Annotated in this window: 17 protein-coding genes; 10 read left to right on the forward strand and 7 right to left on the reverse strand. The window is 65.6% G+C overall.

What is annotated here, in order from left to right; genetic code table 11:
* Positions 1–177: 177 nt before the first annotated feature.
* Complete coding sequence (locus tag AB0J47_RS11080) at positions 178–1,350, forward strand: helix-turn-helix transcriptional regulator (protein ID WP_364343555.1); 1,173 nt, start codon at positions 178–180, stop codon at positions 1,348–1,350.
* A gap of 323 nt (positions 1,351–1,673) precedes the next feature.
* Positions 1,674–2,666 (forward strand): pyridoxal-phosphate dependent enzyme, encoded by a 993-nt coding sequence (locus AB0J47_RS11085; protein ID WP_364343558.1) that lies wholly within the window; start codon positions 1,674–1,676, stop codon positions 2,664–2,666.
* Here AB0J47_RS11085 and AB0J47_RS11090 read toward each other — a convergent pair.
* Complete coding sequence (locus AB0J47_RS11090) at positions 2,651–3,259, reverse strand: QsdR family transcriptional regulator (RefSeq protein ID WP_364343561.1); 609 nt, start codon at positions 3,257–3,259, stop codon at positions 2,651–2,653. The two genes, AB0J47_RS11085 and AB0J47_RS11090, sit on opposite strands and share 16 nt — an antisense overlap.
* A 110-nt stretch (positions 3,260–3,369) precedes the next feature.
* Between AB0J47_RS11090 and AB0J47_RS11095 the strand changes: the two genes are divergently transcribed.
* Positions 3,370–5,166: an acyl-CoA dehydrogenase gene (locus AB0J47_RS11095; protein WP_364343564.1), complete on the forward strand. Its 1,797-nt coding sequence runs from the start codon at positions 3,370–3,372 to the stop codon at positions 5,164–5,166.
* A gap of 4 nt (positions 5,167–5,170) precedes the next feature.
* On the opposite strand, the gene AB0J47_RS11100 is transcribed toward AB0J47_RS11095, so the two are convergent.
* The 4 genes from AB0J47_RS11100 to AB0J47_RS11115 are packed head-to-tail and all read right to left on the reverse strand — an operon-like array spanning position 5,171 to position 9,009.
* Positions 5,171–5,716 carry a hypothetical protein gene (locus AB0J47_RS11100; protein WP_364343567.1) on the reverse strand — a complete coding sequence of 182 codons (546 nt, stop codon included), beginning with the start codon at positions 5,714–5,716 and terminating at the stop codon, positions 5,171–5,173.
* A complete protein-coding gene (locus AB0J47_RS11105) occupies positions 5,716–6,834 on the reverse strand; it encodes a hypothetical protein (protein ID WP_364343570.1) in 1,119 nt (372 codons plus the stop codon). Before AB0J47_RS11105 ends, AB0J47_RS11100 begins: the two co-directional genes overlap by 1 nt.
* A 31-nt stretch (positions 6,835–6,865) precedes the next feature.
* The gene (locus tag AB0J47_RS11110; RefSeq protein WP_364343573.1) at positions 6,866–7,303 is read right to left on the reverse strand and encodes a FixH family protein; all 438 of its coding nucleotides are present in this window, start codon (positions 7,301–7,303) and stop codon (positions 6,866–6,868) included.
* Positions 7,300–9,009, reverse strand: a complete 1,710-nt coding sequence (locus AB0J47_RS11115; protein WP_364343576.1) for a hypothetical protein — start codon at positions 9,007–9,009, stop codon at positions 7,300–7,302. Before AB0J47_RS11115 ends, AB0J47_RS11110 begins: the two co-directional genes overlap by 4 nt.
* A gap of 469 nt (positions 9,010–9,478) precedes the next feature.
* On the opposite strand from AB0J47_RS11115, the gene AB0J47_RS11120 reads away from it, so the two are divergent.
* From AB0J47_RS11120 to AB0J47_RS11145, 6 genes are read left to right on the forward strand one after another with little or no spacing between them, the layout of a single operon-like run.
* Positions 9,479–10,264, forward strand: a complete 786-nt coding sequence (locus tag AB0J47_RS11120) for a GntR family transcriptional regulator (RefSeq protein WP_364343579.1) — start codon at positions 9,479–9,481, stop codon at positions 10,262–10,264.
* Positions 10,264–10,491 (forward strand): ferredoxin family protein, encoded by a 228-nt coding sequence (locus tag AB0J47_RS11125; protein ID WP_040689749.1) that lies wholly within the window; start codon positions 10,264–10,266, stop codon positions 10,489–10,491. Before AB0J47_RS11120 ends, AB0J47_RS11125 begins: the two co-directional genes overlap by 1 nt.
* A gap of 16 nt (positions 10,492–10,507) precedes the next feature.
* Positions 10,508–11,935: an ABC transporter substrate-binding protein gene (locus tag AB0J47_RS11130; protein WP_364343584.1), complete on the forward strand. Its 1,428-nt coding sequence runs from the start codon at positions 10,508–10,510 to the stop codon at positions 11,933–11,935.
* Positions 11,932–12,825: an ABC transporter permease gene (locus AB0J47_RS11135; protein ID WP_364343587.1), complete on the forward strand. Its 894-nt coding sequence runs from the start codon at positions 11,932–11,934 to the stop codon at positions 12,823–12,825. Before AB0J47_RS11130 ends, AB0J47_RS11135 begins: the two co-directional genes overlap by 4 nt.
* A complete protein-coding gene (locus AB0J47_RS11140) occupies positions 12,822–13,568 on the forward strand; it encodes an ABC transporter ATP-binding protein (protein WP_364343590.1) in 747 nt (248 codons plus the stop codon). Before AB0J47_RS11135 ends, AB0J47_RS11140 begins: the two co-directional genes overlap by 4 nt.
* Entirely contained in the window at positions 13,565–16,252 is a 2,688-nt protein-coding gene (locus AB0J47_RS11145; RefSeq protein ID WP_364343593.1) for a fumarate reductase/succinate dehydrogenase flavoprotein subunit, read from the forward strand. Before AB0J47_RS11140 ends, AB0J47_RS11145 begins: the two co-directional genes overlap by 4 nt.
* A 160-nt stretch (positions 16,253–16,412) precedes the next feature.
* Here the strand turns inward: AB0J47_RS11145 and AB0J47_RS11150 are convergent, their stop codons facing one another.
* Positions 16,413–16,823 (reverse strand): hypothetical protein, encoded by a 411-nt coding sequence (locus tag AB0J47_RS11150; RefSeq protein WP_364343596.1) that lies wholly within the window; start codon positions 16,821–16,823, stop codon positions 16,413–16,415.
* Between the two features lie 65 nt (positions 16,824–16,888).
* Positions 16,889–17,473, reverse strand: coding sequence for an NAD(P)H-binding protein (locus AB0J47_RS11155; protein ID WP_364343599.1), 585 nt, complete (start codon positions 17,471–17,473; stop codon positions 16,889–16,891).
* Between the two features lie 96 nt (positions 17,474–17,569).
* Between AB0J47_RS11155 and AB0J47_RS11160 the strand changes: the two genes are divergently transcribed.
* On the forward strand, positions 17,570–18,064 hold the full coding sequence (locus AB0J47_RS11160) for a phosphoribosyltransferase (RefSeq protein ID WP_364343602.1): 495 nt from the start codon (positions 17,570–17,572) through the stop codon (positions 18,062–18,064).
* Positions 18,065–18,093: the final 29 nt, after the last annotated feature.

The following is an 18,093-nucleotide window of genomic DNA, read 5'->3' on the forward strand; positions in this document are numbered from 1 at the left end:
TCTCGGGGCCGCAGCGTCGACGTCGTGCGCTGACTGGAACGGTCGCACCCCTCGACGCCGTCGAAGTATCACCAAAGTGCCACCGCATGACACTGAAGTGTCAATGGTGTTGACACCGCGATGCCGCTACCCTGATGGAGGCATGGGGGCAACCTTCAACTTCAAGGAACTCGAGCCATGGCAATGGGTCTCGGCATAGGCAAGCGAATCGCCCGCGAACGTCGCGTTGCTGGAATGACACAGCTACAGCTGGCTCGGGCTATTGACTACAGCCCCTCTATGGTGCGCAAAGTCGAGCAGGATCTGAAGATCCCGACGCCGGGATTCATTGCTGCCGTCGCTCGCGTGTGCGACATCGACCAGGAGGTACTGCGAGGCACGCCATTCCGGGACACCCTCGAAGAAGATGGCCCGCTCGAGGGCATCGCCGAATTGCGCGCGATCCTCTGCGAAGGCGAATATGTTCGCGCCGTAGAGCCGCCGCCGCTCGCAGAGTTGCAGGCAGCGATGAAGGTGATCAACGACGACGACCGCAAGGGCAAGAGCCGTCGCGCGCTGGCGAATCTGCCAGCGTTGATCCGACAGACGTATGGCACTTTACGTGACAACCCAAGCCCCGAGGTGTACGACCTGCTGTGCAACGCATTCAATGCGGCCGACCGGATGTGTCGTCGCTTCGGCTTCATGTCGTTGACTATTCCCGCGGTCGACCGCTATGACTGGGCGGCAGCACATTCTGGCGACCGCCTCGCGGTCGCCGTCGGCAAGGTGATGCGTACCCGGCTGCTTGTCTATCAAGACAGCACCGACCTGGCGTTGATGCTCGTTGACAAAGCGCTGGTAGAGGCGCAAGGCGACAGTGACGATGCGCTTTCGGTTATGGGGGCGGCGCACCTCGCGGGTGCCGTTGCCGCCGCTCGCGGGCTGCGGCTGGATACGGCGCGTGATCATATCGCCGAGGCGCGACTGATCGGTTCACGGTTGGGGTTCGAGACCCGCGCGTACGAGACGCTGTTCGGCCCGGCGAATACCGAGATCCATTCGGTCGGTGTCGAACTCGAAGCGGGCGACCCGGGACGCGCGGCACGTGAGGGTTCTGCCCTTCTCCTTCCGCCGTCAATCGCGAGGACCCGCGCGGGCCATTTGTGGCAGGACATCGCCCGCGCCTGGGTGATGACAGGACAGCCGGATAAGGCGATCAAAGCACTCAACGTCGCGCGTAAGGTGGCTCCCCAGCAGACGAAGCTGCATCCGAGCGTGCGAGAGACACTCGGTGGAATCGCCGCCGCAGAGCGCCGCAGCACAGGAAGCACGGCAGAGTTCGCGCGCTGGCTGGGCGTCTCTGTTTGAGGATCTGGAATTCGTTTGTCGCTCTCCTGGATACCCGCGATGGGTACCAGCAAGCTTTCGGCTAGAAACTCCCAATAAACTGCCGCGGCAAGCACTGCTGCCCGGTACACCGATGCGCGAGGAAACGATCGCCGACTACGAAGCCCGCACTGCTGTCCGGTCCGCAACCCGCGCTTCAACGAAATCCCCTGCGCGGTCCTGCTTTACGTTCCGCTGCTGCGTATGTCCAGCCACCTCGGCACGGGCGATCCGCCCCAGGCCTGCACGGCCCGCCTGGACCAACTGCTCACCAAAGAAAGCTGAACCCCGATAATGGTCGGACTATGACCGAATCCCTACTCCACCAGCGCTTCCCCGAACTGGCCAGCACACTGCCCTTCGCCCGGCTCGGTATCGCGCCGACGCCGGTCCGTCCGCTGGACCTCGGCACCAACAGCACTGTGTGGTGCAAGGACGAAAGCGGGTATGGGTCCGGCGGCTGGGGTGGCAATAAGATCCGCAAGCTGGAGTGGCTATTGCCCGAGGCCCGACGGCGCGGTGCCCGCACCATTCTCACCTTCGGCGGCACCGGAACCAACTGGGGTCTGGCGACGGCGCTCTACGCGCGGGAGTTCGGCATCGACACCGCGCTGGCGCTGGTCGACCAACCCGTGGACGACCACGTCCGCGCGCAGCTGCGACGACTGGAAAACTCCGGCGCCACCCTATATTTCACGCACAGCAAGTTGCGCACCGTCCTGGCCGCACCGTGGCTGCTGCTGCGGCATATGCACGGGCGCACCCCACCGTATCTGCTGCCAGTAGGCGGATCGTCGCCGATCGGCGCACTCGGCTATGTCGAGGTCGCATTGGAACTGGCGGCGCAGATCGCCGCGGGCGAACTACTGCAACCGACACATCTGGTGACCGCCGTCGGATCCGGTGGCACGGCAGCGGGTTTGGCCCTCGGCCTACGGCTTGCCGGGCTACGTACGCGAGTCGTCGGTGTCGTCGTAAACGACTCGCTTCCCCTCGACGATCGACACATTATCGAGCTGGCGAACCGCGCCGCGAGGGTGCTGCGCGCACGCGGCACGGAATTCACCGCGCCCGAGCTGCGCCCGGACGACGTGACGATGGTGCGTGACTGGCTCGGTCCCGGCTACGGCCATGAAACCCCGGTCGCCATTGCCGCGAAGAAGCTCGCCGCGACCAACGGGCTGGAATTGGAAACCGTCTACACTGCAAAGGCTTTGGCCGGACTCCTGGCGATGGATACCCGTGGCGACTTCGGCAACGGACCCGTTCTGTTCCTCGATACCTACGGGCCGCGCTGATCCGGGTCCAGTCCCAGAATGACGGCCAGCACCGCGCGCAACCGCTCCACATCGCCGCGAAGGCCGGTCACCGCATCCTGATACAGGAAGGCCTCGATGAGCCGGACCAGCGCATAGGCGAAGGTCTGGGTATCGACCCGGTTCTGGTAGCCCTCCACCATCGCGGTATCCAGAATTTCGGCGACCACCCCGACCACCTTCGGCTGGACCGGCCCATCGCTGGTGGTGATTATGCGGCCCGCGGTGGCCTGTTCGGTCGCGATGAAATACCGGTATGCCTCGCTGCGCGTCATCCACTGCGCCGCCCGGTCCAACAGAGCGAGTACCCGCCGCGCGCCGGTGCCGTCGACGCGTGTCTGCGCCGCGACGACCATCCGCTCGAATTCCGACACCATGACCGCGCCGAGCAGTCCGTCTCGCGAACCGAACCAGCGGTAGATGGTCGCGCGCGACAATCCGAGTTCGGCCGCGATCGCCTGCACATCGACCCGCTCACAGGCCAGGAACTGGGCGCTGGCCGCGGCGAGCACCTGAGCCTGGGAGGCGGCGGCGGGACGACCGACGGGTCGGGCGGCACCGGTGGTTGTGGTCATCCCAGCCCTGGGATCGATTCGCGACACATGCGTAGTAATGTACCAAACCGACCCGAGCGAGTACCGCGCCCGTCTGGGCCAGTGCTCCGCCACTGCGAGAGGATGTGCCCGTGCGCTCGACCCTGATCTCCCGTAGGGACCTGGACTTCCTGCTCTACGAATGGCTGCGGGTCGAGGAGCTCACGGCGCTGCCCCGGTTCACCGAACACTCCAGAGAGACCTTCGACGGCTTTCTCGACCTCTGCGAGGATCTGGCCACCCAGCACTTCGCCACTCACAACAAGCGCAACGACAGCAATGAGCCGACCTTCGACGGCGAGAAGGTCACTATCATCCCGGAGGTGAAGGCCGCGATCGAGACCTTCGCCAAGGCCAATCTCATCGGCGCCGCGATGGATGAGGAGATCGGCGGGCTGCAGCTGCCCGCCACCGTGGAGGCCGCCGGATTCTGCTGGTTCCAGGCCGCCAATGTCGGCACCGCCGGCTATCTGTTCCTGACCGTCGGCAATGCCAATCTCCTTGCCGCGCATGGGACTCCGGAGCAGATCGACCGCTTCGTCAAGCCCATGGTCGAGGGCAGGTTCACCGGGACGATGTGTCTGTCCGAACCGCAGGCGGGCTCGTCGCTGGCCGATATCGTCACCCGCGCCGAACCCCAGGCCGATGGCACCTACCGCCTGTTCGGCTCGAAAATGTGGATCTCCGGCGGCGATCACGAGCTGACCGACAATATCGTGCACCTCGTCCTGGCCAAGATTCCGGGCGGACCTGCCGGAACCAAGGGCATCTCGCTGTTCATCGTGCCGAAATACCTGGTGGCCGACGACGGTTCGCTCGGCGCGCGCAACGACGTGGTGCTGGCCGGTTTGAACCACAAGATGGGATATCGAGGCACCACCAATACGGTGCTGAATTTCGGTGAGGGCAAGCACAATCCGGATGGCGCGCCCGGCGCGGTGGGTTACCTCGTCGGCGAACCGCATCGCGGCCTGTCCTACATGTTCCACATGATGAACGAGGCACGCCTCGGCGTCGGTCTGGGCGCAACAGCGTTGGGCTACACCGGATATTTGAAATCGCTCGATTACGCCCGGGAACGCCGGCAGGGCCGCGCCGTCACCGCCAAGGATCCGTCCGCACCGCAGACGCCGATCATCGAACACGCCGATGTACGGCGAATGCTATTGGCGCAGAAGGCTTATGTCGAGGGCGCGCTCGCTCTGCTGCTCTACTGCAACCGCCTCGTCGACCTGGAACGCACCGCCACAGATCCGGCGGCCGAACGCGAGCACACGCTGCTGCTGGAAATTCTCACCGGCGTGGCGAAGAGCTGGCCGTCGCAATGGTGTCTGGAGGCAAATAGCCTCGCCATCCAGGTGCACGGCGGCTACGGCTACACCCGCGAATACGATGTCGAGCAGCATTACCGGGATAACCGGCTCAATCCCATCCACGAAGGCACGCACGGCATCCAGGGCCTGGATCTGTTGGGCCGCAAGGTGATCCAGCACGACGGCGCGAGCCTGCGGCTGCTGGCCGCACAGATCGAGCGGACCGTACTGGCGGCCACCGACGCCGGCGGCGAGTGGACCGAATTCGGCGGACAGCTCGATGCGGTCTGGCAGCGGCTGCTCACCGTCACCGGCTGGATGTTCGCCTCCGGCGATATCGCCGCCGCCATGGCCAATTCCAGCACCTACCTGGAGGCCTTCGGACACGTCGTGGTCGCCTGGATCTGGCTGGAGCAGGCACTGGCCGCGCACGGCAAACAAGGCGACTTCTACGACGGCAAGCGCGCCGCCGCCCGCTACTTCTTCCGCTACGAATTGCCCAAGACCACACCGCAATTGGATCTGCTGGAGCTGATGGACCGCACCACACTGGAGATGCGCGACGCCTGGTTCTGACCCGTCAGACGACCAGCGGTTGCCGTCCCGGGCGGGTGCGACGCCAGGCCACCACGAAGAAGACCAGCAGGCCGACCAGCGGTAGGGTGCCGATCGTCCAGCTCAGCGGCAGCGGCGGTCCGGGCTGGTCGAGCACGGTGACATCGCCGATGGTCCCTTCGCCGTGTCCGAGCGGGCCATCGATCGCGAAGGTGAAGGTGTAGGTGCCGGGCGCGTCGAAGGCCTTGACGTCCAAGCCCCAAGACTCGCGTTTGCGGGGATGGCGGACAAGGGGCGTGGCGCGGCGACCGGGCCTGATCGCTGGTCCGGTCAAGCGCAGCGTCCCGGATTTGTCGGCGATGCCGCCATCGGGCATGAAGGTGAAGTCCAGCGATTTCATCGCGCGGATCGGCCAGGTGGAGAAGCCGACGGTCACGCCGTACGGCCCCACCTGGACACGCTCGGTGTGCACAATCTCGACCGGCGCATAGGCGGAGGCGGGGGCGACGGCGATCAGCGACAGGGTGAGCACGGCCAGTACGGTGACGGTGAGCCTGCGGGGTACGGTCATCACGCTTCCTTCGTCGCGGGCAGCATGGTGGTGAACCGGCCGCCGAGGAATCCGGCGAGCAGGCCGAGCGGAATGCCGAGCAGCGTGATCGTCACGATGTCACCGAGGGCGATATGCGAGGTAGCGCGGACCAGATTCAACTGCAGCGGGAACGTCGCGCCGATGATGACGCCGGTCACGGCACCGGCCACCAAGACGATTTTGCGCGCATCGAAACCACGGGTACGGGCCAGCCAGAACAGTCCCTCGACCGCGACCGCCGCGACGATCAGGAACATCGGCATCATGACGGGCAGATCCGGCGGTCGTCCTGTGAGACCGTCCCGCAGCGGCAGTCCGATCGCCGACGCGTAGGTTTCCGCGGCCCAGGGCGAGAACCACCAGAGCAACGCCTGCATCGCACCGAGCGAAACGGCGATGGCAATGGCCGCGCCCGCACGAGCCAACAGTGCCGCGCCGAGGATGAGCAGCATCGGCCCGAACGCGACGATGCCCAGGATGGTCGGATCGACGGGCAGGTGCAGGTTGTTCAATGCATTGGTGGGAATCGGGGCGAAGGTGATCAGGATCGGAATCGCGACGACGATGCCGCCGCGGCCCCAGCGGTGATCACGGTGGGCGGCGAAAACGATGATGCTGCCGATCATGGTGAGCGCATTGGACAGGAACAGCGCTACATGCGACGGGGTATTGAGCACCGCGTCGAAGCCGTAGATCGAATGCCACTCCAGATCGAGCAGTCCGTAGAGGAGGAATAGTGCCGCACCGGCTCCGGCGATCATATAGCCGAGCGGTGCGGTCAGGTTGCTGCCGAAGACACGGATAGGGGTGCCACCGAGACGAGGCACGGGCCGACCGGCACGTTGAGCCGAGGTCGCGATGAGAACCATGGCCAGGCTGACGAATCCGGATATCGCACTGCCGGAGTACAGGAACAGATGCGGCAGGGTGAAGAAGGTATCGGGGCCGACTTCGTTGTGCCACTCGATATCCCAGCTGAGTCCGATCAATGTGACTGCGGTTCCCAGTAGTACGCCCCAGGCGCCGATGCGTGCTGCGGTGGTGTCATCCGAGATCTCCGGTCCAGTGTCGGCTTCGACCGGTGCTGCGGTGCTCATGGTGCTCATTCCTCCTGATGTGTGCATGGTTTCAGCCGCCGACCCAGATCGGCACCGCGAGTTCGTCGACGCTGTCGTGTTCGTCGATCGATAGTCGAAGCTCCCACGGGCCGGTCATCATCAGTGGTACCGCTGCGGCGTGGAAATGTCCCGGACCGGTGGCCATCGCCGCGACGGGCTCTCCGGCGTGGCCCGTGAGTGGCTGGTTCGCCTGAATACTCACTGCGGCATGGTGTTTCGTAGCGCCGGTGCGGTCGGTGACGCTGATATCGATTGCGGTGCTGCCGATTCGGACGCTGTCGATGGAAATGGTGACGAGATGTTGCGGGGAACCGGCTTTCAACACGAGCGGACCGGCCGGGCGCGGCCAGACGAACCAGGCGATGGCGGCCAGCACGATGACGACCGCTCCCCCCGCGAGAAGTACACCCTTCCGGGGTGCCGCTGTGTTCTCCGCTTGCTCGCTCATGGCCGTGCTCCCGCCGCGACATCGAGTACGACGGGGACGGTGAGCACGGTGTAGCGCCGTTCGACCTGGATCCAGAGGCGATAGCGTCCCGCGAGGGGAAAGGTGTACGTGAACGGCACATCGGGACCGTATGCGGCGACCGTCTCGTCGGGAGCGCTTTCGCCGTTGGCCGGTGGCATGAGCATGGTGCCGTGGCTCGCGGCGGGCTCGGTCATATCCATTCCCGCCATGTCCATCCCCAGCATTTCGGACTTACCCCGCATCGACATCACGCCCATCGAGTGGCCGTGCCCCCAGATGGGTGAAGTCTGCACGGCCGCACCGATATTCGGATCGTCGGGCAGCGGACCCGCCATTATCAGATGGCCGACCATGCCGAGCCACGGTTGCAGATCGGCGGCGTCGCCGAATTCGGCGGTAATGGTGGTCGGCACCCCCGCGACCGGTGTGGTCGTCCCGACAGTGACCTGGTTACCGTCGACAACGGCTGACGCGGCCTTGTCACCGCCACCGAGATGCATTGTGGCACTGGCAGATTCCGGTGCCACAGCACCAGGCAAGACCGTGAATCCGCTTGCCGAGCGCACCATTTGCACACCACCGCCGCGCCGCGCCAACTCCGCGGACAGCGCGTATCGCCCGGCCTCGGGCGCTGCGAGATGAACTTGATACCGACCTGGTCCGGTCCGGATCGGGTGCAGATGCGACAGACGACCGGTCGGGCCTACCAGCAGCAGATGCATGAGCGCACTGTCGTGCACGACCAGATCGTCGACGAGCGCACCGGTGGCGGCATCGATCAGACCGAGCTCGAGATCGCCCGGCTGTCCGGCGGTCACGGTCCCACCGGCGACCGTGAGCAGTACCGGCGGCCGCGAAAAGTCCGAAATCAACGGCTGATTCACGGCATAGGGATCGGTGACATTGTCGAGCGAGGGATCGAGCTGAGCGCCGGGTTGCGGCGGCAACGGTAGCGATGCCGAAAGCAGTGCGGCCGTCACCGAAACCGCCACCCCGGCCACCATTCCGGCGGCCGGAACCAGCGCCCACACGCTGCGCCGAGCACGCATCGCGATCACCACAGCGACCGGCAGCAGTACGCCCGCCACCAGAAACCCGCCATACACCAAGCGCTCGGGCGGCGAGGTCACCTGCGCGGGCACGATGAATGGAATCCGCGCCACCCGCATACCGTCGCCGACGGCCAGTTCCCACGGCCCGGCGCGGTCCATTCGGACGGTCGCCGAATACATCCCCGGAGTGCCGCCCAGTTCGACAACCGCCTCGGCGGTGGGCGCTCCCGGTGCGGGCCGCGTCGATCGCGTCGAGACCCCGGTCGGAGTCGCCGCCAGCGTGAGTTGCCCGGGCGCGGTACCGGCATGGGTGACCACATCCACCCGCAACGGCCCCGGCACGCTGGTCACCCGGCGCAAGATGATCGTGAGCTCCCGATCACCGAGCGACTGCGCGACCGAAATATCCGAACCGGAGGCGGCCGAATCCGCCGATACCGAACCCACCCCCATCGACACCAACAACGCGCACACCCCTGCGACCAGCAGAGTACGACCAACACCGCCGACAACAGCCACGCCCGTCATGGTAGGGATGCGCGCCCGCCAGAACATCACCCCCAGTGGGGATTTCGCCTCCCCCACCGGAGTGATGCCGCCCTGGACCAGCATCCGGATAATCCCCCAACTCACCGCCGAAACCACCGCTGGGTCACCTGCTGATTCAATAACCAGAATCGGGGTGCGCCCGCGCGGCGCAAGCCCAAGCGCTGACCGCTGCCCATGGACGACGGTGCTGTCGACCCGACAACGAATGGGGTGTCGCGGGCAGTGATCCCCCTCGGCGGACCGCCACGGGGGAACCCAGCCAGAAGTGGCTGCTCTGGCAGCGTGTTGGTCAGAGCAATCATGGGGCTTTGTGCGCTGCGGAACCGACGCCCCGGGCTCACCCGCGCACGGTTGTTCCGTATCACCCAGATCGCCCGGCATTCGAATCTGTGTGATCGAAACTCGTCGGCCGCGAGCAGGGTGGCGCAATGGCCACTCCGAGACCTATCCGCCCAGGTCAGAGGCAGCAGGGAGCGGCGCAATAACATCCGCTGATTTATGGCGCTCGCTAGCGCGCATTTGGGCGTCCGAGCGGCAGCTATCGTCGCTATCCATGCAGGTCAGCGAGAGAAAGGTGGCGGAGGTGGGAGCCGAGGCGACGCCCGTGCGACGGTTGCGGGCCGACCAGGCGCGCCGGATAGCCGACGTGCTGCGTCATCAGATACATGCGGGGGCGTTCGATGACGTGCTGCCGAGTGAACAGCAGTTGGTCGCGGAATACGACGCGTCGCGCAACACTGTCCGCGACGCGCTCGCGCTGCTCAAGGACGAAGGGTTGATCGATCGGGTGCCGAAGGTCGGCACCCGGGTCGCCCGGCGCAAATACGATCACGGGCTGGACGCACTGCTCGGGCTGCAGGAAACTCTCAAGGGCCACGGCACGGTGCGCAACGAGGTGCGCGCCGCCATGCATATCACCGCACCACCCGCCGTCGCGCGCAAACTCGGCCTCAATCCCGGTGAGCGCGTGGTCTATATCGAACGACTGCGTTATCTCGCCGACCTGCCGCTGAGCCTGGATCTGACCTACCTGGCACCCGATATCGGCACCGAGATCCTCGGCCACGATCTCGAGACCAACGACATCTTCGTACTCATCGAACAGATCAGCGGCGGACCGCTCGGCTCGGCCGACCTGGCGCTGGAAGCGATTACCGCCGACGCGCACACCGCCGCCACCCTGGAAGCACCCGAGGGCGCCGCGCTGCTGATGCTCGAACGGCTGACCCGGCTCGATGACGGCAGACCGGTGGATCTGGAGTACATCCGCATGCGCGGGGACCGAATCACCATGCGCGGCAGCCTGATCCGCAGCACATCCGAATGGAAGGTCATCTGATGGCACTGGCGAACCAACGCACCGACATTCCCGTGACCATCGACGAATCACTATGCATCCAAGGTTGCACGCTGTGCGTGGAGATCTGCCCGCTCGACTCGCTGGCCATCAATCCGGAAAACGGTAAGGCCTTCATGCACGTGGACGAGTGCTGGTACTGCGGCCCATGCGCCGCCCGGTGTCCCACGGGCGCCGTCACCGTCAATATGCCCTACCTGTTGCGCTGAACGATCCGGAAGTCCCATGAAGAAACGCCTCGCTCCCCTGCTGCTCGCCGTCGCACTCGCCGTGGTGGGCTGCTCCCTGCAGAGTTCCGACAGCACCCCCGCCGGAACCGTCAAGGTCGTCGTCGGCTACCAGTCCAAGACCATCAATACCGTCACCGCGGGGACTCTGCTGCGCGCCCAGGGTTATCTGGAACAGCGGCTACAGAAGATCACCGACAGCGGCGGCGCCAAGTACCAGGTGGAGTGGCAGGACTACGACACCGGTGCGCCCATCACCGCGCAGATGCTGGCCGAGAAGATCGATATCGGATCGATGGGCGATTATCCGCTGTTGATCAACGGATCTCGCACCCAGTCCAATGAGCGCGCGAAGACAGCGTTCGTGTCAGTGACCGGCTACAACCCCAAGGGTGCGCTCAATATGGTTGTGGTCCCGCAAGATTCGGCGGCGACCAGGGTCGACGACTTGGCCGGGCAGAAGATTTCGGCCAGCGTCGGCTCGGCCGGACACGGCACCCTGGTGCAGGCGCTCTCGCGGGCGGGCGTCGATCCGACCAAGGGCGTCGAGGTGCTCAACCAGCAGCCGCAGATCGGGGCGACCGCACTGGAATCGCACCAGGTCGGCGCGCTGGCACAGTTCGTGGCCTGGCCCGGGCTGCTGGTCTTCCAGAACAAGGCGAAATTGCTCTACGACGGTGCGGAACTGGGCGTGCCCACCTTCCACGGCGTGGTCGCGCGGCGCTCCTACACCGCCGATCACCCCGAGGTGCTGCAAGCCTTCCTCGCCGCCCAACTCGATGCCACGAAGTTCCTGAACGAGAAGCCGTTCGAAGCCGCCAAGATCGTCGCGGACGGTTCCGGATTGCCGCAGGAGGTCGTGTACCTCTACAACGGGCCCGGCGGAACGTCTTTCGATACCACCCTCAAGCCCAGTCTGATCGACGCGTTCAAAGGCGATGTGCAGTATCTGAAGTCGATCGGCGACTTCGCCGAACTCGATATCGATAAGTTCGTCGATCCCACGCCGCTGCGCAAAGCATTCGCCGACAACGGCGCGGGCGATTACGACCAAGCGGTGGCCTCCACTGTCAACCCGAGCCGTATAGCCGGCACCGACCTGGTTTGCGCGCGTCCGGTGAGCAACGCCGCGCAGGCCGGTGAGCTGTGGCTCGACGGCGCGGATCAACCGCAGCCAGCCGCCGATCCGACCTGCCTGCTGCGCGCGGTCCAGGCGGCCAAGGCACAGGGCAAGGCCATCCGCGCCGCCTATGTGCCCGATGCCGAACTCGGCACGCGCTGGTTCGCCGATAAGGCGGTGTGGCTGCGCGATGGTGCCAGTTTCCTGCCGTTCACGACACCGGCGGCCGCGCAGCGCTATCGGCAGGCGCACCCGGGCGCGACGGCGATCTCCTACGACCAGGCCGTCACGGAAGTGCGACCATGACCGCATCGCGCAGCGCCTCGATATTGACCGATGGCCGGGCAACGAGCGGGCGCACCGCGGACCCGGTCGGCCCAACCGCGACCGATGGTGATCAAACCGCCGAAGTACGTGGAAGTTCCGCATGGCGTACCCGGGCGCTCCAGGTGGCGTCGGTCGCGGCAGCGATCGGACTGTGGCAGCTGCTCACCGCCAATAATGTGCGGTGGTGGCTGCGCTTCGACACGCTGCCGACGGTCAACGAGATCATCCGCGAATTCGGCAAGCAGCTGCAGTCGGACCAGTTCTATGTCGATGTCGCGCAATCGCTGATCCGCATTCTCACCGGATTCGGCCTTGCGGCCGTGGTCGGTGTGGTCGCGGGCATCGGTCTCGGCCGCTCCGGGCTCTTCGCCGCGGTGTTCGGACCACTCACCGAATTGGCCCGGCCGATTCCGGCCATCGCGTTGGTGCCGGTGGCGATCCTGCTGTTCCCGAGCGACGAATCCGGCATCGTCTTCATCACCTTCATGGCATCGCTGTTCCCGGTGCTGGTCAGCACCCGGCACGCGGTGCGCGCACTGCCGACCATCTGGGAGGACGCACTGCGCACACTGGGCGCATCGCGCACCGATGTCCTTGTGCGAGTGGTATTCCCGGGCATCCTGCCCGGCGTCTTCAGCGGTCTGTCGGTGGGCATGGGCGTGGCATGGATCTGCCTCATCTCGGCCGAGATGATCTCCGGGCGACTCGGCATCGGCTACCGGACCTGGCAGGCCTACACCATCGTCGATTATCCGGCGGTATTCGTCGGCATGATCACCATCGGCATCCTCGGCTTCGGCACCTCCGGAATCGTGGAATTGGCCGGACGTCGAATCACCCGCTGGCTGCCGAGGGAGGTCGCCGAATGACCACGACAACCGCACCCGCTACCCCGACGACGACCGGGATGCGGTTGAGCCTGGACGGAATTCGCATCGCCTACGGCGGCAAAACGGTGCTCGAAAACCTCGAGCTGGCCATCACGCCCGGCGAAATCCTGGTCGTGGTCGGCAAATCCGGCTGCGGTAAGTCGACGCTGCTGCGGGCCATCGCCGGACTGCGCAAGCCGGACCAGGGCGTGATCCGCGCCGACAGCATCGCGGTGACCGGACCGTCCGCCGATCGGGCCCTGGTCTTCCAGGATGATGCGCTGCTGCCGTGGCGCACCGTGCGCCAGAACATCGAGCTCGCACTGCAGTTGCGCAAGGTACCGCGCACCGAACGCAAGGCGAGTACCCGGCATTGGGTGGAGGAGGTCGGGCTCACCGGCTACGGCGACTATCTTCCGCGCGACCTCTCCGGCGGCATGCGTCAGCGAGTTCAACTGGCACGTAGTCTCGCCGGATCGCCGCGCGCGGTGCTGATGGACGAACCGTTCGGCGCACTCGACACCCAAACCCGAACAACCATGCAGCGCCTGCTGATCGATACCTGGCGCGCTCACCCCACCACCGTCGTATTCGTCACCCATGACCTGGACGAGGCGCTACTGCTCGGCGACCGCATCGCGGTACTCGGCGGCGGCGTACTGCACACCGTGGTCGATGTGCCCGAACCGCGCACACCCGCGGACCGCCGGTCGGTGAAGGCCGAAATCCTGGAGAAGTTGTGAATATTCCCGAGCTATCCGACCGGATCCGGCTCGACTGCGATGTGCTCGTCATCGGCGGCGGCACCGCCGGGACCATGGCCGCACTGACCGCCGCCGAAGCAGGCGCCGATGTGCTGCTGCTGGAGAAGGCGCATGTGCGGCACTCCGGTGCGTTGGCCATGGGCATGGACGGGGTCAACAATGCGGTGATTCCGGGCAAGGCCGAGCCCGAGGACTACGTCGCCGAAATCACCAGAGCCAACGACGGAATCGTCAACCAACGCACCGTCTATCAGACCGCCACCCGCGGCTTCGCCATGGTGCAGCGACTGGAACGCTACGGCGTGAAGTTCGAGAAGGACGAGTACGGCGAGTACGCGGTGCGCCGGGTGCACCGCTCCGGGTCGTATGTGCTGCCCATGCCCGAGGGCAAGGATGTCAAGAAAGCACTGTATCGCGTACTGCGCCAACGCAAGATGCGCGAGAAGATCCGCATCGAGAACCGGCTCATGCCGGTGCGGGTGCTCACCGATGCTGGTCGCGCGGTCGGTGCGGCCGCATTGAATACGCGCACCGGCGAATTCGTGACGGTGGGCGCGAAGGCAGTTATTCTGGCGACCGGCCCGTCCGGCCGCTTGGGATTGCCCGCATCGGGTTATCTGTATGGCACCTATGAGAATCCGACCAATGCGGGCGACGGGTATTCGATGGCCTATCACGCCGGCGCGGAACTCAGCGGTATCGAATGCTTCCAGATCAATCCGCTCATCAAGGATTACAACGGTCCGGCCTGCGCCTATGTCGCCAATCCGTTCGGCGGGTACCAGGTGAACGCCAAGGGCGAACGCTTCGTCGACTCCGATTATTGGTCCGGACAGATGATGTCGGAGGTCAAGCGCGAGATCGAATCCGCGCGCGGCCCCATCTATCTCAAGGTGTCGCATCTGCCCGACGAGACGCTCACAACCCTCGAAGGCATTCTGCACACCACCGAACGCCCGACCCGCGGCACCTTCCACGCCAACCGCGGCCATGACTACCGCACCCACGATATCGAGATGCACATCTCCGAAATCGGTTTGTGCGGTGGACATTCCGCGTCCGGCGTGTGGGTCGACGAACATGCCCGCACCACCGTGCCCGGCCTCTATGCGGCCGGTGATCTGGCGTGCGTGCCGCACAACTACATGATCGGCGCTTTCGTATTCGGCGATCTAGCGGGCGGCCACGCCGCGACCACACTACCCGAAATCGCTGCGCCCGTTGAACTTCCGGAAGACCAGCTGGCGGAGGCCCACGAACTGATCTATCGACCGCTACATCAGCCCGACGGCCCGCCGCAGCCCCAGGTCGAGTACAAGCTGCGACGATTCGTGAACGACTATGTCGCGCCGCCGAAGACGGCCGCGAAACTGTCGATCGCGGTCGAGACCTTCGAGCGGATGCGCGGTGAGATCGCCGAAATCGGTGCCCGCACACCGCATGAGCTCATGCGCGCGGTCGAGGTTTCCTTCATCCGCGATTGCGCCGAAATGGCGGCGCGCAGTTCACTGACCCGCACCGAGTCACGGTGGGGTCTCTATCACGAACGTGCCGATCTGCCGCAGCGCGACGATACCGAGTGGCGTTATCACCTGAACCTGCGCAAGAACTCCGATGGCGCGATGGAATTCCTGAAGCGGCCGGTGGCGCCATATCTGGTATCGGTGCCCGGTCTCGATGACCTGCCCTCGACCGACACCACCGCGGTCCCGGTCGCGCAGCCGGAACTCATCGGTGGGCGCGCACCCGCCGACGCACCGCGCACCGTCCGCACATCGACCACACCACCGTCACCGCGACTGGTCAGCCTGCTCGCCCTGGATTCTCCTACAGTGCCGGACCTTTCGACCTATCTGTCCGATGCCGACGCCGGTGTTCGGGTGGCGGCACTGTCGGTCCTGACCGAGAACACCCCCGAGGGATTCACGTCGGTATTGATCGGCGCGCTCGACGATGACGCGGCATCCGTTCGCACGGCTGCCGCGGCCAGCCTGCGCGAACTCGTTGAGGTGCTTCCCGATTCGACCGGTCTCGCCGATCGACTCCACTCCCCCGATCCCGTCGTCCGGGCGACCGTCGTGGATCTGCTGCGCGCGCTGCGAGCCGGATACGCAGCGCAATTCGTTGCGGCGCTGACTGATTCGGATCATCGGGTGCGCATCGAGGCCGTGCGGGCGCTGGTGTCGCTCGATGACTGGCGGGCCGTTTCCGCCGCGGCGACCGATGAAAACCGCGAAGTACGCATTGCCGTCGCGCACGGGTTGTCGGCGATCGGCGGTCAGGGCACCGAAACCGCGCACGCCTTGGCCGAGGATCCGGATCCGCTCGTGCGTGCCGCCGCATTGGCCGCCTTCGCGAGTCTCGGTGTGACACAAGATGACACCCCGCTACTTGTCGGCGCGCTCGCACACTCGGCCTGGCAGGTCCGGGTGGGTGCGGCGCGGGGTCTCGCGGGCGCGGCCCCCGATCTCGGCGTCATCCCGCTTTCCGAAGCGTTGCATGATCCGCACCTCGACGTGCGCAAGGCGGCAGTGTTGTCGCTTGCCACTTGGCCGCACAGCGGGGCGGCGCATGATGCGCTGAAGCTCGCGATCGATGACACCGATGCGGATGTGCGCGCCTATGCACGCCGTGCGTTGGACAGTGCACACCCTCTGTCGTAGCCGCATATCGCTTGTGCGCTATGCGTCATCGCAACCGGGGTGCGACACTGCGCCGCTGCCCGACGGAACTGCGCGGCAGCGTCCTACTCAGGCCGCATCACCGCGGATTCCGGTCTGCCGCAGCGGTCGACCACACCCGCCTTGCTGAGTCGAAATCGATTTATGCGCAGCGGAATTGGAAGCTTGCGAGCGGCGTCGCGCCGGGTGCCACGTCGACCTGGACGTAGGCGATGCTCGCCAGCTCACAACCGGAGGGCACGGAGGTAACCTGCGCCTGGTAGCAGCCGTTCGGGAAGGCCTGCGTCGCGGTTCCATCGCCACCGGTTGTCAAGGTGGCAAGCACCGGGCCGGCGGCGCATGTGGTTATGCCGACCCCGACACCCGTCACCGGCAGTTGATCGGTGCCGGTGCTCGCCTGCACCTTCAGCGGACCGTCGCTCGGCGCCTGAGCACCGGCAGCGCCAGCGGGCAGCAGCATCGCCACCAGTGCGGCACCGAGTACGGACGTGACAAGCAGCGTGTTGCGCAAGCGGGTCTCCTTCGGCGGATGTGAGCGGATCCGGGCGATCACCCCCGCCACCGTATTCCAAACCGACCGGCACGGCCACGACCCGAAGCAGCCAGTCGCGCCGAGGATCAGGCGGGATCCGCGATAACCACCACGCCACTCGGCGCACCGACCAGCGAAACCGTCCGCGCGGCAGCATCATCCACGTGCACGCGCGGATGATCGGGCAGCTCGGATTCGTAGTACGTACCCGGACCATAGAATTGGCCGTACTTGACGACCACACCGCCGATATCGAGTACCGCGGCCTCATGTTCCTGGATGACGGCACCGCGACCGGCTGGCGGCTCCCACGCAATGCTCTGGGCGACAAAGCGTTTCGAGCCCGCAGCCTGCGCGGCGGCGATCAGATTGCGAGTGCCCTCGGAACGGATGCGCGCATTCGCACCGGCGAGTTCCGGGAGCAGCGCGGCATCGTCGGGGAGATCGGTGAGCTGATGCATCAACAGATCGGGCCCGAAGGCTACGACCGCGGCGATGAGCGCGTCGAGGTCGTACACATCGCAGACCACCGGTTCCGCACCGGCGGCACGCACCTGATCGGCCTTGGCCGCAGACCGGGTCATTCCCGCAACCTCGTGTCCGGCCTCGAGCAGCAAGGGCAATAACCGCGTTCCGATGACGCCGGTCGCGCCGGCCAGATAGATCCGCACCCGACCCACCCTAATTCCCCGGACCGAAGTGGGGAACGCCGCGTCGTTGCTGGTCGTATGCTCTTGCCCAGCGGCATCGAGGGAGATGGAGGATCCATGGCGGATCGGGAAGTGCTGACCTGGGAACTATTCGGGACGGCGAGCCGCGAGCTCGCCACCGAAATCGCCAAAGACGGGTTCGAACCGGATCTGATCCTCTCGATCGCGCGTGGTGGCCTATTCGTCGCCGGGGCGCTCGGTTACGCACTGGACGTGAAGAACCTGCACGTGATGAATGTCGAGTTCTACACCGGTATCGATCAGCGCCTCGATCTCCCGGTCATGCTGCCGCCGGTCCCGCAGGCGGTCGATCTGGCCGGCGCGACGGTCCTGATCGCCGACGATGTGGCCGATACCGGCGCCACCCTCAAACTCGTGCGCGACTTCTGCATCGATCATGTCGCCGAGGTGCGCTGCGCGGTCGTGTACCAGAAACCGCATTCCGAGGTCGATTGCGAATACGTCTGGCGGCGCACCGACCGCTGGATCAACTTCCCCTGGTCCACCGAACCGCCGGTGGTCGATCGGCAGGCCCAGGTACTCGACGCCTGAACCGCACGACTCGGCGCGCGGCTCAGGCG

This window comes from Nocardia sp. NPDC049737, assembly GCF_040674755.1.
GTDB lineage: Bacteria > Actinomycetota > Actinomycetes > Mycobacteriales > Mycobacteriaceae > Nocardia.

Coding starts and splice junctions, on each gene's coding strand:
- AB0J47_RS11105 (WP_364343570.1), bottom strand. CDS start 6,834: ATGAGCACCGCAGCACCGGTCGAAGCCGACACTGGACCGGAGATCTCG.
- AB0J47_RS11130 (WP_364343584.1), top strand. CDS start 10,508: ATGAAGAAACGCCTCGCTCCCCTGCTGCTCGCCGTCGCACTCGCCGTG.
- AB0J47_RS11110 (WP_364343573.1), bottom strand. CDS start 7,303: ATGAGCGAGCAAGCGGAGAACACAGCGGCACCCCGGAAGGGTGTACTT.
- AB0J47_RS11085 (WP_364343558.1), top strand. CDS start 1,674: ATGACCGAATCCCTACTCCACCAGCGCTTCCCCGAACTGGCCAGCACA.
- AB0J47_RS11125 (WP_040689749.1), top strand. CDS start 10,264: ATGGCACTGGCGAACCAACGCACCGACATTCCCGTGACCATCGACGAA.
- AB0J47_RS11160 (WP_364343602.1), top strand. CDS start 17,570: ATGGCGGATCGGGAAGTGCTGACCTGGGAACTATTCGGGACGGCGAGC.
- AB0J47_RS11120 (WP_364343579.1), top strand. CDS start 9,479: ATGCAGGTCAGCGAGAGAAAGGTGGCGGAGGTGGGAGCCGAGGCGACG.
- AB0J47_RS11100 (WP_364343567.1), bottom strand. CDS start 5,716: ATGACCGTACCCCGCAGGCTCACCGTCACCGTACTGGCCGTGCTCACC.
- AB0J47_RS11080 (WP_364343555.1), top strand. CDS start 178: ATGGCAATGGGTCTCGGCATAGGCAAGCGAATCGCCCGCGAACGTCGC.
- AB0J47_RS11135 (WP_364343587.1), top strand. CDS start 11,932: ATGACCGCATCGCGCAGCGCCTCGATATTGACCGATGGCCGGGCAACG.
- AB0J47_RS11090 (WP_364343561.1), bottom strand. CDS start 3,259: ATGACCACAACCACCGGTGCCGCCCGACCCGTCGGTCGTCCCGCCGCC.
- AB0J47_RS11140 (WP_364343590.1), top strand. CDS start 12,822: ATGACCACGACAACCGCACCCGCTACCCCGACGACGACCGGGATGCGG.